The following is a 14,256-nucleotide window of genomic DNA, read 5'->3' as shown; positions in this document are numbered from 1 at the left end:
CTTTCCGGGCCAGCTTGACGGTCCGCCTTATGTGATCAGAAGCAGTCTTTGAAAAGCGTCTTGGTATTTTCGAGCGTCATCGGGACGGGATTACCCCCCGCGCTTGGGTCTTCGATTGCCATCGCCGAGAGCTCATCGATCCTATCCGGTGCGATTCCCATCGCCGAAAGATTCTCCGGAACCCCGAGCTCGCCCCGAAGTTTCAGGACATAGTCGTAGAAGCCGTCGAAGCCGCCGGAAATGCCGAGATAGGCCGCGGCGCGTGCGATCTTCTCTTCGATGGCGGCGCGGTTGAAGCGCAGGACGGCCGGCATCACCACGGCATTCGTCATGCCGTGATGCGTGTTGTAGACAGCGCCGATCGGATGTGACAGCGCATGGATGGCGCCGAGGCCCTTCTGGAAGGCGACAGCGCCCATGGCGGCTGCCGCCATCATGTTGGCGCGGGCTTCGAGGTCGGTTCCTTCCTTATAGGCACGCGGCAGGAATTCCTTGACGAGGCGCATGCCTTCCAGCGCGATGCCGGCCGACATCGGGTGGTAGAAGGGCGAGGAATAGGCTTCCAGGCAATGCGCAAAAGCATCCATGCCGGTGCCGGCGGTGATGATCTTCGGCATGCCGACCGTCAGTTCCGGATCGGAGATGACGACGCCCGGCAGGAACTTCGGATGGAAGATGATCTTCTTCACATGCGTGGCGGAATTGGTGATGACGCTCGCGCGGCCGACTTCCGAACCGGTGCCGGCCGTCGTCGGCACCGCAACAATCGGCGCAATGCCTTCGACGCTCGCACGCGTCCACCAGTCGCCGATATCCTCGAAATCCCAGACAGGGCGCGTCTGGCCGGCCATGAAGGCGACGCACTTGCCGAGATCAAGGCCCGAACCGCCGCCGAAGGCGACGACGCCGTCGTGGCCACCATCCTTGAAGGCCTTCACGCCGTCGGCAAGGTTCTTCTCGTTCGGGTTCGGATCGACGTCGGCGAAGATCGCCCGGCCGAGGCCGGCGTCTTCCAAAATGTCGAGCGCATTCTTGGTGATCGCCATCGAAGCCAGGCCGCGATCGGTGACCAACAGCGGCTTTTTCATACCGAGGCTCTTGCAGGCCTCCGCCAGTTCGTTGATGCGGCCCCGCCCCAGCTTGACGGCGGTCGGATAGCTCCAGTTGGCGGTGATGTTGCTGCTGCTCATGCTGTGACTTTCTTCAGGTGATAGGATTTCGGACGCGTCAGGTTGTGGAAGCCGATGATCGAGAGCGAGCCGCCGCGACCGGTTTCCTTGACGCCGGTCCAGCAAAGCGCCGGATCGAGATAGTCGGCACGGTTCATGAAGACGGTGCCGGTTTCGATTTCGCGGCCGAGCCGCCCTGCCCGCTCCGGATCCTTCGTCCAGAGCGACGCCGTCAGCCCGTACTGGCTGTCGTTCATCAGCGCGATCGCTTCCTCGTCGTTCTTGACCTTCATGATGCCGGCGGCCGGACCAAAGGTTTCCTCGCGCATGAAGGCCATCGAGTGATCGACATCGACGAGGATCTGCGGTGCGAGATAGGCGCCGCCGTCATCGGCCGGGAAGAGCTTCGGATCGACCAGCGCCTTGGCGCCTTTCGAGACCGCATCCGCGATCTGCTCGCGCACAACCTTGGCGAAGCGCTTGTTCGCCATCGGCCCAAGCGAAGTCTCCGGATCGAGCGGATTGCCGAGTTTATAATTGGAAACCCAGGCGACCGATTTTTCGACGAAACTGTCAAAGAGCGACTCGTGCACATAGATACGCTCGATGCCGCAGCAGCATTGGCCTGAATTATAGGTCGCGCCATCCATCAGCGTATCGACGGCCGCATCGAGATCGGCGTCTTCCATGACGTAGCCCGGATCCTTGCCGCCAAGTTCGAGGCCGAGGCCCGTAAAGGTGCCGGCTGCGGCCCGCTCCATCGAACGCCCGCCTTCGACCGAACCGGTGAAGTTGATGAAATTGAAGCTACCTGCGGCAATCAGCGCCGAGGTCGTTTCGTGATCGAGGAACACATTCTGGAAGACATCCTCTGGGACACCTGCCTCGACAAACGCCTGAACCAGCCGCTCACCGACAAGCAGCGTCTGCGATGCATGCTTCAGCACAACGGCATTACCGGCCATCAGCGCCGGAGCGATCGTGTTGATCGCCGTCATATAGGGATAGTTCCAGGGGGCAATGACGAAGACGACGCCATGCGCTTCACGCTCGATGCGACGTTCGAAACTCGCGCTGTCCTCGACCACCAAGGGCGCCAGCGCATCGGCGGCGATCGAAGCGACATAGTTGGAGCGTTCGTTGAAGCCGCGATACTCACCGCCATACTTGACAGGCCGACCCATTTGCCAGGCGAGCTCCGGCACGACAACATCCGACATTTCGTTGAGCCGCGCTACACCCTTGAGCACGAGCTGCACGCGCTCTTCCAGCGGCCGTTTCGCCCAGGCCTTCTGCGCCTTACGGGCGTGGACGACAGCTTCCTTTGCCGCCTCCAGCGAGAGCGCCGGGCGCTCCGCGTAAACCGATCCGTCGACCGGCGAAATGCATTGGATCATTGGCATTCTCTTCTAACTCCAGTTCTAACAGGCCAGGGATTTCACATGGCCGGCGGCGCCATAGGCGAGGATCGCTCTATCGCGGGTCATGATGGTCAGGTCGTGCTCGCGTCCAGTGGCAATAATGATACGGTCGATCGGATCCTTATGCAGAGACTGCGGAGGGAAGGAGGACGCGATGAAGATATCGGCGGCAACCTGCTGCTCCATGACCTTCGCCTCCGAGTCATCCTGCGTTCATCCTTCAAAAGGCGCGATACGGCGCTCTCGTCGGGTCTGAGAGCACGTGCCAGATCACCTTAGCTCATCGCCTGCTTGCTAAGCTGCTCGATAAACCAATCAGTATCGATTTCAAACTTCAGCATCGTCGCCCCCACTTATGCGAAAATCTCAACAAATATCGCAATTCATGGCAATTTCGACAACACGAATCGCGACATCACGCCCTTTCAAAGCCTCTCGCCACTTCCCAATCCGTCACGCGGCGATCGTACTCCTCCTGCTCCCATTCGGCAGCGCGCGTGTAATGATCGATGACGTCGTCGCCGAAAGCCTCGCGCAGCATCTTCGATTCCGTCATGGCGACTGCTGCAGCACGAAGCGTGTGTGGAATCTCGCGGATATCGCGCGCGCCATAGGCATCGCCAACGAATGGCGCTTCGAGTTCGAGCCTGTTTTCAATCCCGTCGATGCCAGCCGCAAGCAGTGCTGCGAAAGCGAGATAGGGATTGAGGTCCGAACCGCCGACGCGGCATTCGATGCGGATCGCCTTGGTGTCGTCGCCGCATAGGCGGTAGCCGGCCGTGCGGTTGTCCTTGCTCCAGATTGCCTTGGTGGGTGCGAAGGTACCGGCCATGAAGCGCTTGTAGGAATTGATATAGGGCGCCAGGAAATAGGTGATTTCGCTCGCGTGGGCGAGAAGGCCCGCCACATAGTTCCGCATCAGCGGCGACATGCCGTATGTACCCGCCTCGTCGAAGAACAACGGCGTCTTGCCGTCGGCGCTCCAGAGCGACTGGTGAATGTGCGAAGAACTGCCAGCCGACGTATAGCTCCATTTGGCGAGGAACGTGATCGCCTTGCCCTTCGACCAGGCAATCTCCTTGCAGCCGTTCTTGATGATGGCGTGGCGGTCGGCCATCGTCAGCGCGTCGGCGTAGCGGACGTTGATTTCTTCCTGTCCCGCCGAAGCCTCGCCCTTGGAATTCTCGACCGGAATGCCGGCGCCCTGCAGGCCGGTGCGGATCGCCCGCATCACCTCCTCTTCCTTGGTCGTCTGGAAGATGTGGTAATCCTCGTTGTAGGCGCTGGCGAGCTTGAGATTGCGGTAGCCGGCGGCATGCGCGGCTTCGTAGGTCTGGTCGAAAAGGAAGAATTCCAGCTCGGAGGCCATGAAGGCCTTCATGCCCATGTCTTCGAGGCGCTTCACCTGCTTCTTCAGGATTGCCCGCGGCGAATGGGCCACTTCTTCGTGCGTGTGATGATCGAGCAAGTCGCAAAGGACGAGCGCCGTGCCTTCGAGCCAGGGAATGCGGCGCAGCGTCGAAAGGTCCGGCTTCATCGTATAGTCGCCGTAACCCTTCTCCCAGCTCGTCGCCTTGTAACCGGAGACGGTTTCCATCTCCATGTCGGTGGCGACGAGATAATTGCAGCTATGGGTTTCCTTCCAGGCGCTTTCGACGAAATATTCCGCCTGGAAGCGTTTGCCCATCAGGCGGCCCTGCATGTCCACCTGGCATGCGAGAACCGTATCGATGCGCCCTTCGGCCACGTCCTGCTTGAGATCGTCGAGAGTGTAGCTGTTGCTCATGATTGTCCGCCTGAACTTTTGAATTGGAAACTCGGGTCAACGAAACGGCATGCCGCGACCGGCTTGGTTGGCAAGATGCCTTTTCGTTGAACCGGTGATGGGGCCGCTGAACGGCGGCCCCGCCACCTGAGGGGGAAGCCTCGGTTTATTAAGCTTCGCCGACCGCCTTTTCAGCAGCGACGATTTCAGCTTGGCGCTTGGCGACTTCCTCGCCGATCGGCGGGCCCTTGAAGCGGCGCTTTTCGAAGCCGTACCAGATGACGCCCGTTAGAATCAGGAAGCCGACGGTGATGTAGAGCGCCCAGTCGTTCGGCGGTTGGATGCCGAGGACGAAAATCAGCACCATCGCAATGATCGAGAGCACGGCAAAGAGCTTGAACATCCCCTCGCCGAGGTTCCACGGACCCATCTTATCCCACTTTGAGGTACCCCAGGTGAGGAGGCCGAGCGTGATCGGGATCACGAAGGAGAAGAAGAGGAAAATGACGGTGCACGAGACGACGATGGTATAGACCGGCGTTTCGCCGATCGAAACGAGCGACGAACCCCAGACGAAGAGGACGGCGAGGATAGACCCCGTCCAGATCGCGGCAACCGGCGCGCGGTGCTTCGGGCTGACCTTCGACAGCGCCTTGGATGCCGGCAGACCGCCGTCACGCGAGAAAGCAAAGATCATCCGGGAAACCGAGGTCACCGTCGCAAGACCACACAGCCACTGGCTGACCAGAATGGCAAGATACAGGATGTCCTTGACGATCGGATTCACCTGGCTGTCCATCGCCCAGAAGAACACGTTCCAACCCTGCTTGGCGGCTTCATCCATATTGGGCAGCATCAGGACGAACGAGCAAAGCATGATGTAGCCGAAGAGCGCCGACCAGAGCACGGAGGAAATCATGCCGCGCGGCACGGAATGCGCCGCCTTCACGGTTTCTTCGGAGGTATGCGCCGACGCATCATAGCCGGTGATCGTGTAGATCGGCAGCAGCAGCCCGAGCAGGAACACCCAGGTGCCAGACGTCGCAGGCCAGACATTGCCGCCGGTTTCGCCCGAATAGTTGGAGAAGGTGAAGAGACGGCCGAACTCGTAGGACGGAGCAGCGATCAGGCAAGCCGCGGCAAGCGCGATCGCCGTCGCGAAGATCAGGTAGCCAGAAAAGTCCGTGAGCTTGGCAGTCAGGCCGATGCCCATATGGTTCACGAGCGCCTGCGCACCGGTGATGATGATCAGGAAGACGACACGGACGACGGTCGTGTCCGTCAGCCCGAGATAGCTCGTGCCGAAGGAACCCATAAAGAAATAGTAGGTGCCGACGTTGATGGCGCCGAGCACCGTCACGAGGCCGAGCAGGTTGAACCAGGCGGTCAGCCAGCCGGTGAAGCGATTGCCGAGGATGGAGCCCCAGTGATAGAGACCGCCCGCGGTCGGATAGGCCGAGCTGATCTGCGCCATGGCGACGGCGAAGACGAGCGAAATGAAGCAGCCGAGAGGCCAGCCGATGCCGATCGCAGCGCCGCCCGCGCCGGCAGTCGCCTGCGCCAGCGAATTGATGCCACCGGAAAGAATGCAGATGATCGAGAAGGAGACGGCGAAGTTCGAGAACGAACTCATTCGCCTTTCCAGCTCCTGGGCATAGCCCATGGAATGCAGGATGTTCATATCCTGCTTCTTATCAAGTTCGGTATAGTCCGACATGACTTCCCCCTGTTCGACGATCAGCAGCGGAATTGCCGCCGATCCAGTGCCAAAATTGCCCGCGGCTGTTCGCCATACGGGCCGATCGCAGTTAGACTGCTCCCTGGGGTCTTTTCTTTTATAGTCAGGCTTCCAGGCTTTGCTGGAGGAGCCCTTTCAGATAGTCGGCCATGACCCCTTGGCCGGCAGCGTCGCTGATAAGGTCATTGCGGACCTCGATCATTACATTGCGGAGCCCGTTCGAAAGCCCGTGCAGGATCAGCGTGTGCGTTACGCCGTCTTGAGGACCGTAGGGCTCGTTGCGTTCGGTTTTGTAGAGCGGCGCGTCGACCGCGCCTGCCAGCATAAGGTCTGCCAGGCGGCTGTCGGCATCGTGCAGGATGCCGAGTTCGACCGTGCGCTCCTTGCCACTATAGACCGGCGTAAAACTGTGAACAGTGACGATCACTGTCTCCTGCCCCCGTCCGCGCCTGTCCTTTATGAGGCCCCGCACCACATCGTGAAAAGGAAGGTAGAGCGCTTCGGTGCGGGCTCGCCGCTCCTCCGCGCTCAGATTTTGATTGCCGGGGATGGCGTAGATCTCGCTTTTCTCGGGCATCGCGGCCGGCGATTCCGGCGGACGGTTACAGTCGTAGATCAGGCGTGAGAAGCGCTGGAAGACAAGCGTCGCGTCGAGCGCGGTCGAGATGCCCCGCGCAACCGCCAGAGCGCCCGGATCCCAGGCGATGTGGCTCTTCAACGCTTCCTCGGAGAGGCCGAGATCGCCGAACTGCTCGGGCAGCGTCCACGAAGCGTGTTCGCAGATGACCAGCAACGGGCTCTTGCCGTGCGGCCGCTCGATGCCGACGCAGTTTCCATCCGCTTCGCTTAGAACCTTGAACTGAGTGAGCACGTGCCCAGGCCTGCCATCTCTTAATAAAATCCTACAAGAAAAGAATTCTTCAGTATTCCGGCAGTGTCAAGCGCGCGCTGAAAATTTCTTTTCACGATAGTAGTTGACATGGATTGTGACAGCGTTGTTAACTTTGAGTGGGAAAGTGGCACAAGACCAATCCCGGGGAGCAAGATCGAGTGAACGCTGCGTCGAAGACGGTTTCGGACGTTATCCATTCGCATTTCGAAGCGCTGACACGCGCCGAGAAGCAATTGGCCGAGAGTCTGCTGGATAACTATCCCGTTTCAGGGCTGGGCAGCATCACCACAATTGCCGAAAACGCTGGCGTCTCGACGCCGACCGTTGTTCGCATGGTCCAAAAGCTCGGTTTCAAGGGCTACCCGGATTTCCAGGCGCATCTGCATCAGGAGGTCGAAGCGACGATCTCCAACCCGATCGCCAAGCACGACCGGTGGGCCTCCAATGCGCCGGGCACCCACATCCTCAACCGTTTTGCCGATGCCATCATCGGAAACCTGCGGCAGACGCTGAGCGGTCTCGACACGGCAACCTTCAACAGCGCGGCTGCGCTGCTTTCGGATCGCAAACGCGGCCTCTATTTCGTCGGCGGCCGCATCACCGGCGCGCTTGCCGAATATTTCTTCACCCATATGCAGGTCATCCGGCCGAATACCGCTCTTCTGTCGTCCAACTCGTCTAGCTGGCCGCAATATGTTCTCAACATGAATGCCGGCGATCTGCTGATCATCTTCGATATCCGCCGCTACGAGCAGGAGATGGTGAGCCTTGCCCAGGCCGCCCGCACGCGCGGCGCCGAGATCATCGTCTTTACGGACCAATGGGGATCGCCGGCGGCAAAGCTCGCAAGACACGCCTTCCGCGTCCAGATCGAGGCGCCGTCGGCCTGGGATTCCTCGGTCGTCACGCTCTTCATCATCGAAGCGCTCATCGAAGCAGTCCAGAATTCGACTTGGGACGAGACGAAGGAGCGCATGAAAACACTGGAGGGCCTGTTCGAGCAGACCAAGCTCTTCCGAAAACCTGGCTAGGAGGAGAGAGCAGGAACCAACAAAGACAAAGAGGCTGCATGAAAGAAATAGAAAAGCGTGTCGCGAACGAACCAGAGTTCGAAAATACTGAAAATCGTAAGAAGAACGAACGTCACGCAACCGTCATACAAGCTGCATGCAACGCCAGTAACAGCATCGCCGGACCACTAAAAACCGAAGGAGAACAACAGTGATCTCTAACATTTCTCGACTACTCTCGCTTTCTACTGCCATCGTCGTCGCTTCGACTGCGATCGCGGCAGCAGAACCGAGTGCCGAACTCATCGCTGCCGCCAAGAAGGAAGGCACACTGACGACCATCGCCCTCCCGCACAACTGGTGCGGCTACGGCGACGTCATTGCCGGCTTCAAGGCCAAGTACGGCATCGAAGTCAACGAACTGAACCCGGACGCAGGTTCGGGCGACGAAATCGAAGCCATCAAGGCCAACAAGGGCAACACCGGCCCGCAGGCTCCGGACGTCATCGACGTCGGTCTCTCCTTCGGCCCGTCGGCCAAGGCTGAAGGCCTCATCCAGCCCTACAAGGTCTCCACCTGGGATTCCATTCCGGACTCCGCCAAGGACGCCGACGGCTTCTGGTATGGCGACTACTACGGCGTTCTCTCGTTCGTCGTAAACACAGACATCGTCAAGAACGTCCCGAAGGATTGGGCTGACCTGAAGAAGCCTGAATACGCCAACACCGTTTCGCTCGCCGGCGATCCGCGCGCGTCGAACCAGGCCGTTCAGGCCGTCTACGCCGCTGGCCTCGCCGCCGGCGAAAAGGATGCCACGAAGGCTGGTGAAGCAGGTCTTGCCTACTTTGCAGAGCTCAACAAGGCCGGCAACCTCGTTCCGGTCATCGGCAAGTCCGCGTCGCTCGCTCAGGGTTCGACCCCGGTCGTCGTCGCCTGGGACTATAACGGCCTTGCATGGCGCGACAGCCTCAATGGCAACCCGCCGGTTGAAGTCGTCGTTCCGGCGTCGGGCGTCGTTGCCGGTGTCTACGTCCAGGCGATCTCCGCCTTCGCTCCGCACCCGAATGCTGCCAAGCTCTGGATGGAATACCTCTATTCCGACGAAGGTCAGCTCGGCTGGCTGAAGGGCTATTGCCACCCGATCCGCTTCAACGATCTGGCTGCAAAGGGTAAGGTTCCGAAGGAACTGCTCGACAAGCTGCCGCCGGCTGAAAGCTATGCCAAGGCTACCTTCCCGACGCTCGAAGAGCAGGCCGCAGGCAAGACGGCCATCACCACCAAGTGGGACAGCGTCGTCGGCGCCAACGTTCAGTAAGGCATGACATCCTGCCTCCCCGCCGTTATGAGCGGGGAGGCATTTTCTTTCACTCCGACGCCCCCGGATGAGCTTCGCATGAGCACCGTTTCAACGCCTATGGCGAGCACCGCCCCGCTGATCAACAAGGATCGCGTGATAGACTGGCTGGGTATCGCGCCCTTCGTCATCTTCGCTCTGCTGTTTCTGATCATCCCCACACTTTATCTCGTCGTCGGCGCCTTCCTCACGCCGGAAGGCGAATTCACCTTCAAGAATATCGGCGATCTCTTCACGCCGTCGATCATGAGCGCCTACTGGATCAGCATCCGGGTATCCGTGGCTTCCGCTCTCGGCGGCGCGCTGATCGGCTTTTTCCTGGCTTGGGCAGTCGTTCTCGGCGGCCTGCCCTCCTCGGTTCGCTCGACGCTTCTGACCTTCTCCGGCGTGGCCTCGAACTTTGCCGGCGTGCCGCTTGCCTTCTCGTTCCTGGCAACGCTCGGCCGTACCGGCCTCGTCACCATCTTCCTGCGCGACTGGTTCGGCTTCAATCTCTACGGAACCGGCTTCAACCTTTTGTCCTTCTTCGGTCTCACCATCACCTACATGTATTTCCAGATCCCGCTGATGGTGCTGATCCTCACGCCGGCGCTCGACGGCATGAAGAAGGAATGGCGCGAGGCCGCTGAGATTCTCGGCGCCACGAACCGCCAGTATTGGACGATGGTTGCCCTGCCGATCCTCTGGCCGAGCCTGCTCGGCACCACGCTGCTGCTTTTCGCAAACGCCTTCGGCGCCATTGCCACAGCCTATGCGCTGACCGGCAGCTCGCTGAACATCGTTCCAATCCTGCTTTACGCGCAAATCCGCGGCGATGTCCTTCACAATCCGAACCTTGGCTACGCGATCGCGCTCGGCATGATCGTCATCACCGGCGTCTCCAACGTCCTTTACCTGATGCTGCGCATGCGCGCTGAACGGTGGCAGAAATGAAAGCTCAACGTCTCGGCGCCTGGATCGCCATCTTTCTAGGTGCATCGTATTTCATCATTCCGCTGATCGGCACGATCGAGTTTTCGCTGCGAATGCGCCGCGGCGAATACAGCTTCGACGCCTATCAGTCGGTCTTTTCCGACATCCAGTTCCGCGAAACCTTCGGCTACTCCATGCTGATGGCTCTTTTGACGATCGTCTTCGGCATGTTGCTCGTCGTGCCGACGGCCTATTGGGTTCGCCTGCGCCTGCCGCAGATGCGCCCGATCGTCGAATTCGTGACGCTGCTGCCGCTGGTCATTCCGGCGATCGTCATCGTCTTCGGTTATCTGCGCATGTACAATTCGTCATCGGTTCTGCCGTTGACGGGTTATACGACCGGCACGAACATCCTGCTCGTCTGCTCCTATATCACGCTGTCGCTGCCCTATATGTACCGTGCCGTCGACACCGCCATGCGCGCCATCGACGTGCGCACGCTGACGGAGGCCGCCGAAAGCCTCGGCGCAAGCTGGCCGACCATCATGTTCCGGTGCATCTTCCCCAATGTGTTGAGCGGCGTGCTTTCCGGCGCCTTCATCACGCTTGCGATCGTCATGGGCGAATTCACGATGGCGGCACTCCTCAACCGGCCGGCCTTCGGGCCGTACCTACAGCTCGTCGGCGCCAACAAGGCTTATGAGCCGTCGGCGCTCGCCGTCATCGCCTTCTCGATCACATGGCTCTGCATGGGGCTGCTGAACCTCATCTCCCGCTTCCAAAAATCCGCCCCCGCAAGGTAACTGGCCATGTCATTCCTCACGCTGACCAATCTTCAGAAGTCCTTCGGCCAGGTTCAGGTCGTCCATAATTTCAACATGAGCATCGAGAAGGGCGAATTCGTCTCCTTCCTCGGGCCATCGGGCTGCGGCAAGACCACGGTGCTGCGCATGATCGCCGGCTTCGAAACGCCGACGGGCGGCAGCCTCTTCATCAACGGCAAGGATCAGCGCCCGCTGAAGCCGAACCAGCGCAACATCGGCATGGTCTTCCAGGCCTACGCGCTGTTCCCGAACATGAACGTGCACGACAACGTCGCCTTCGGCCTCAAGGTCGCGGGCATGCCGAAGGCCGATATCGATGCGCGCGTGAAAGAGATGCTGAGCCTCATCCGCCTCGATCACCTCGCAGATCGCTTCCCCTACCAGATGTCCGGCGGCCAGCAGCAGCGCGTGGCGCTTGCCCGTGCGCTCGCGGTCAAGCCGCAGGTTCTGCTGCTCGACGAGCCGCTCTCCGCGCTCGACGCGAAGATCCGCGTCTCGCTGCGCGAAGAAATCCGCCTCATCCAGCAGAAGCTCGGCATCACCACCATCTTCGTGACGCACGATCAGGAAGAGGCGCTGTCGATCTCCGACCGTATCGTCGTCATGAACGGCGGCAAGGCGGATCAGATCGGCACACCCTTCGAGGTCTACAATACGCCCGCGACCCGTTTCGTCGCCTCCTTCGTCGGCACGCTGAACATGATCGAGGCGCAGGTCATCGATCCGGCGGCGAACCGCATCCAGATCGGCGACCAGGGCGTGACGCTCAAGCAGTCGCTCGCAGCCTACAAGGCGGGCGACACCGTCTCGCTGGCGCTCCGTCCGGAAGCGGGCTCGCTTTCCGACAGCGTCAAGAGCGATACGGCGCTGACCGGGCAGGTCATCTCCGCCCACTTCCTCGGCTCCGTCATCCGCACCCGCATGAACGTCGGCGGCAACGTCATTTCCTTCGACATGTTCAACAGCCCGGGCATCACCCCGCCGCAGGCCGGCGAAACCGTCACGCTCCGCTTCATGGCCGCCGACCTGCTCGTCGTCCGCGATTGATCGTGCGAGCCGAAGGTCTGCTCGGCAAAGGCTTGATTGGCTGTTTCGATGTGTCCGTCGAATGCTATGTTAAAGCCATGACCCGCGGCGCTGCGATAGCCAAAGCAGAGGCTTACTTCGATTCCGGCGCCTTTCGGGAGGATTTGGCACGTCGAGTAGGGATGCCGACCGAGAGCCAGAATCCCGACCGCGCGCCGGATCTGGGTGAACCCAGCGTCACCGGGAGATCAGAGATTGCTTAGACCACTGAGCGCTAACTGATATTCCCTTCCGGTGCGTCGCGCCTCCTTCATTTCCAAACATCTTCAACAATCGTGATGCCGCCATCAGTAAAAAGCGCTTGAACTGACGGGCGCCATGCCGCATGGACCGAATGATCCCCGTCCATCAAAGGCGCAGCCTCATGTCTCCCACCACGACGCCCGCCGCGGCCCCTCGCCGTCTCACCTCCCAGGATTTCCGCACGCTCGGCCTTTCGGCTCTCGGCGGCGCGCTGGAATTCTACGACTTCATCATCTTCGTGTTCTTTGCCACCGTCATCGGCCACCTGTTTTTTCCGCCGGACATGCCGGATTGGCTGGTAACGATCCAGACCTTCGGCATCTTCGCCGCCGGCTATCTCGTCCGTCCGCTTGGCGGTATCGTGCTTGCGCATTTCGGCGACCGCTTCGGCCGCAAGCGCGTCTTCGCATTCTCAATCCTGCTGATGGCGCTTTCGACCCTCGGCATGGCGGCCATGCCGACCTATGCCTCGATCGGGGTCGCCGCTCCCGTCCTGCTGATCCTGATGCGCATGCTGCAGGGTGCCGCAATCGGCGGTGAAGTACCGGGCGCCTGGACCTTCGTCGCCGAACACGTCCCCTTCCGCCGCGTCGGCTTTGCCTGCGGCTTCCTCTGCTCTGGCCTGACGCTCGGCATCCTGCTGGGTTCCTTCATCGCGACGATCATCAATTCGATCTTCACGCCGGAGGATGTCGCTGCTTATGCCTGGCGCATCCCCTTCTTCATCGGCGGCGTCTTCGGCCTCGTCGCCGTCTATCTCCGCCGCTGGCTGCAGGAAACGCCGATCTTCGCCGAAATGAAGCGGAGCCGTTCGCTGGTGCCGGAACTGCCGCTGAAGGCGGTTCTCCGCGATCATCCGCGCGGCGTGGTCATCTCGATGCTGCTGACCTGGATCCTGTCGGCAGGCATCGTCGTCACGACGCTGATGACCGCGACCTTCCTGCAGAAGCTTTACGGCTATACCGCCCAGCAATCGCTTGCCGCGACAAGCTTCGGCACGCTGTTTTTGATCTTCGGCACGGCAGCCGCCGGCGCGATCGTCGACCGGATCGGCTCCGGCAGGTTCTTCACCGTCGCAAGCATCTTCTTCGGCGTCGCGACCTTCGCATTCTACACCTATGCCGCCGTCTCGCTGACCATACTCTTCGTGCTTTACGCGATCATGGGCCTTGCCGTCGGCATGGTTGGCGCCGTGCCCTATGTGATGGTCCGGGCCTTCCCGGCCCCCGTCCGCTTCACGGGCCTCTCATTTTCATACAACGTCTCTTACGCGATTTTCGGCGGCCTTACGCCGCTCGCAGTCGCTTCGCTTCTGCCGATCAACCCGATGGCGCATGCCTATTACCTGCTCTTCATCGCAGCGCTCGCTTTTGTTCTCGGTCTTTACCTGATGGCCAAGGGCGATAGCGTCGAAGCCGAAGTCGGCATCGAGGAACTCACCGAGCGGCTCGCGGCAAGCTCGTAAGCCACTTCCCAACGGCCGGACGGAAGTTTGCCCGGCAAATCATCATTCGAGGATATTTCAATGATTACCTGCCATTTGCGCTACGTCCTCGACCCTTACAAGGTCGCGGAATTCGAGGAATACGCCCGGCTCTGGATTCCGATCGTCAATCGGATGGGCGGCACTCATCACGGCTACTTCCTGCCGTCGGAAGGCGCCAACAACATTGCCGTTGCCCTCTTTTCGTTCCCGAGCCTTGCCGCCTACGAGGATTATCGCACGCGCATGGCGACGGACCCCGAATGCCAGGCGGCCTTCGAGCTCGACCGCCACAACCGCAGCATCATCAGCTACGAACGAAGCTTCATGCGGCCCGTCCTCGGATGAGCTGAGGATAA

At 60.4% G+C, this 14,256-nt stretch carries 14 protein-coding genes; 8 read left to right on the top strand and 6 right to left on the bottom strand.

Annotated elements, in window-relative coordinates:
* Nucleotides 1–35: 35 nt before the first annotated feature.
* From N2599_RS05115 to N2599_RS05090, 6 genes are all read right to left on the bottom strand, one after another.
* Nucleotides 36–1,190, bottom strand: coding sequence for an iron-containing alcohol dehydrogenase (locus N2599_RS05115; protein ID WP_027508694.1), 1,155 nt, complete (start codon nucleotides 1,188–1,190; stop codon nucleotides 36–38).
* Nucleotides 1,187–2,572: an aldehyde dehydrogenase family protein gene (locus N2599_RS05110; RefSeq protein WP_027508693.1), complete on the bottom strand. Its 1,386-nt coding sequence runs from the start codon at nucleotides 2,570–2,572 to the stop codon at nucleotides 1,187–1,189. The genes N2599_RS05115 and N2599_RS05110 overlap by 4 nt, the downstream gene beginning before the upstream one ends.
* Nucleotides 2,573–2,590: 18 nt before the next feature.
* The gene (locus N2599_RS05105) at nucleotides 2,591–2,776 is read right to left on the bottom strand and encodes a PIN domain-containing protein (RefSeq protein ID WP_244564431.1); all 186 of its coding nucleotides are present in this window, start codon (nucleotides 2,774–2,776) and stop codon (nucleotides 2,591–2,593) included.
* A gap of 229 nt (nucleotides 2,777–3,005) precedes the next feature.
* Nucleotides 3,006–4,376 (bottom strand): glutamine synthetase family protein, encoded by a 1,371-nt coding sequence (locus N2599_RS05100; protein ID WP_027508692.1) that lies wholly within the window; start codon nucleotides 4,374–4,376, stop codon nucleotides 3,006–3,008.
* A 148-nt stretch (nucleotides 4,377–4,524) separates the two neighbouring features.
* The gene (locus N2599_RS05095; protein ID WP_027508691.1) at nucleotides 4,525–6,072 is read right to left on the bottom strand and encodes an amino acid permease; all 1,548 of its coding nucleotides are present in this window, start codon (nucleotides 6,070–6,072) and stop codon (nucleotides 4,525–4,527) included.
* Nucleotides 6,073–6,196: 124 nt separating this feature from the next.
* On the bottom strand, nucleotides 6,197–6,964 hold the full coding sequence (locus N2599_RS05090; protein ID WP_027508690.1) for an N-formylglutamate amidohydrolase: 768 nt from the start codon (nucleotides 6,962–6,964) through the stop codon (nucleotides 6,197–6,199).
* Nucleotides 6,965–7,143: 179 nt separating this feature from the next.
* Here N2599_RS05090 and N2599_RS05085 point away from each other — a divergent pair, with 179 nt between their 5' ends.
* The 8 genes from N2599_RS05085 to N2599_RS05050 all read left to right on the top strand — a co-directional run bounded on the left by N2599_RS05085 (nucleotide 7,144) and on the right by N2599_RS05050 (nucleotide 14,245).
* On the top strand, nucleotides 7,144–8,016 hold the full coding sequence (locus N2599_RS05085) for a MurR/RpiR family transcriptional regulator (protein WP_027508689.1): 873 nt from the start codon (nucleotides 7,144–7,146) through the stop codon (nucleotides 8,014–8,016).
* A 38-nt stretch (nucleotides 8,017–8,054) separates the two neighbouring features.
* Nucleotides 8,055–8,210 carry a hypothetical protein gene (locus N2599_RS05080; RefSeq protein WP_156915225.1) on the top strand — a complete coding sequence of 52 codons (156 nt, stop codon included), beginning with the start codon at nucleotides 8,055–8,057 and terminating at the stop codon, nucleotides 8,208–8,210.
* Nucleotides 8,207–9,310, top strand: a complete 1,104-nt coding sequence (locus tag N2599_RS05075) for an ABC transporter substrate-binding protein (RefSeq protein WP_027508688.1) — start codon at nucleotides 8,207–8,209, stop codon at nucleotides 9,308–9,310. Before N2599_RS05080 ends, N2599_RS05075 begins: the two co-directional genes overlap by 4 nt.
* Nucleotides 9,311–9,388: 78 nt before the next feature.
* Nucleotides 9,389–10,282 (top strand): ABC transporter permease, encoded by an 894-nt coding sequence (locus N2599_RS05070; protein WP_022714326.1) that lies wholly within the window; start codon nucleotides 9,389–9,391, stop codon nucleotides 10,280–10,282.
* Nucleotides 10,279–11,064: an ABC transporter permease gene (locus N2599_RS05065; RefSeq protein ID WP_027508687.1), complete on the top strand. Its 786-nt coding sequence runs from the start codon at nucleotides 10,279–10,281 to the stop codon at nucleotides 11,062–11,064. The genes N2599_RS05070 and N2599_RS05065 overlap by 4 nt, the downstream gene beginning before the upstream one ends.
* Nucleotides 11,065–11,070: 6 nt before the next feature.
* Nucleotides 11,071–12,132 (top strand): ABC transporter ATP-binding protein, encoded by a 1,062-nt coding sequence (locus N2599_RS05060; RefSeq protein WP_027508686.1) that lies wholly within the window; start codon nucleotides 11,071–11,073, stop codon nucleotides 12,130–12,132.
* 403 nt (nucleotides 12,133–12,535) lie between these two features.
* On the top strand, nucleotides 12,536–13,879 hold the full coding sequence (locus N2599_RS05055) for an MFS transporter (protein WP_027508684.1): 1,344 nt from the start codon (nucleotides 12,536–12,538) through the stop codon (nucleotides 13,877–13,879).
* Nucleotides 13,880–13,939: 60 nt separating this feature from the next.
* The gene (locus N2599_RS05050) at nucleotides 13,940–14,245 is read left to right on the top strand and encodes an NIPSNAP family protein (RefSeq protein WP_027508683.1); all 306 of its coding nucleotides are present in this window, start codon (nucleotides 13,940–13,942) and stop codon (nucleotides 14,243–14,245) included.
* Nucleotides 14,246–14,256 lie beyond the last annotated feature (11 nt).

This window comes from Rhizobium sullae, assembly GCF_025200715.1.
Classification (GTDB): Bacteria; Pseudomonadota; Alphaproteobacteria; order Rhizobiales; family Rhizobiaceae; genus Rhizobium; species Rhizobium sullae.
The sequence above is the reverse complement of the archived record's forward strand: the minus strand, read 5'-3'. Positions and strand labels throughout refer to the sequence as shown.

What these genes read in the sequence shown, in the direction of transcription:
- N2599_RS05115 (WP_027508694.1), bottom strand. Translation starts at nt 1,190, where the DNA reads ATGAGCAGCAGCAACATCACCGCCAACTGGAGCTATCCGACCGCCGTC.
- N2599_RS05110 (WP_027508693.1), bottom strand. Translation starts at nt 2,572, where the DNA reads ATGCCAATGATCCAATGCATTTCGCCGGTCGACGGATCGGTTTACGCG.
- N2599_RS05105 (WP_244564431.1), bottom strand. Translation starts at nt 2,776, where the DNA reads ATGGAGCAGCAGGTTGCCGCCGATATCTTCATCGCGTCCTCCTTCCCT.
- N2599_RS05100 (WP_027508692.1), bottom strand. Translation starts at nt 4,376, where the DNA reads ATGAGCAACAGCTACACTCTCGACGATCTCAAGCAGGACGTGGCCGAA.
- N2599_RS05095 (WP_027508691.1), bottom strand. Translation starts at nt 6,072, where the DNA reads ATGTCGGACTATACCGAACTTGATAAGAAGCAGGATATGAACATCCTG.
- N2599_RS05080 (WP_156915225.1), top strand. Translation starts at nt 8,055, where the DNA reads ATGAAAGAAATAGAAAAGCGTGTCGCGAACGAACCAGAGTTCGAAAAT.
- N2599_RS05070 (WP_022714326.1), top strand. Translation starts at nt 9,389, where the DNA reads ATGAGCACCGTTTCAACGCCTATGGCGAGCACCGCCCCGCTGATCAAC.
- N2599_RS05065 (WP_027508687.1), top strand. Translation starts at nt 10,279, where the DNA reads ATGAAAGCTCAACGTCTCGGCGCCTGGATCGCCATCTTTCTAGGTGCA.
- N2599_RS05060 (WP_027508686.1), top strand. Translation starts at nt 11,071, where the DNA reads ATGTCATTCCTCACGCTGACCAATCTTCAGAAGTCCTTCGGCCAGGTT.
- N2599_RS05055 (WP_027508684.1), top strand. Translation starts at nt 12,536, where the DNA reads ATGTCTCCCACCACGACGCCCGCCGCGGCCCCTCGCCGTCTCACCTCC.
- N2599_RS05050 (WP_027508683.1), top strand. Translation starts at nt 13,940, where the DNA reads ATGATTACCTGCCATTTGCGCTACGTCCTCGACCCTTACAAGGTCGCG.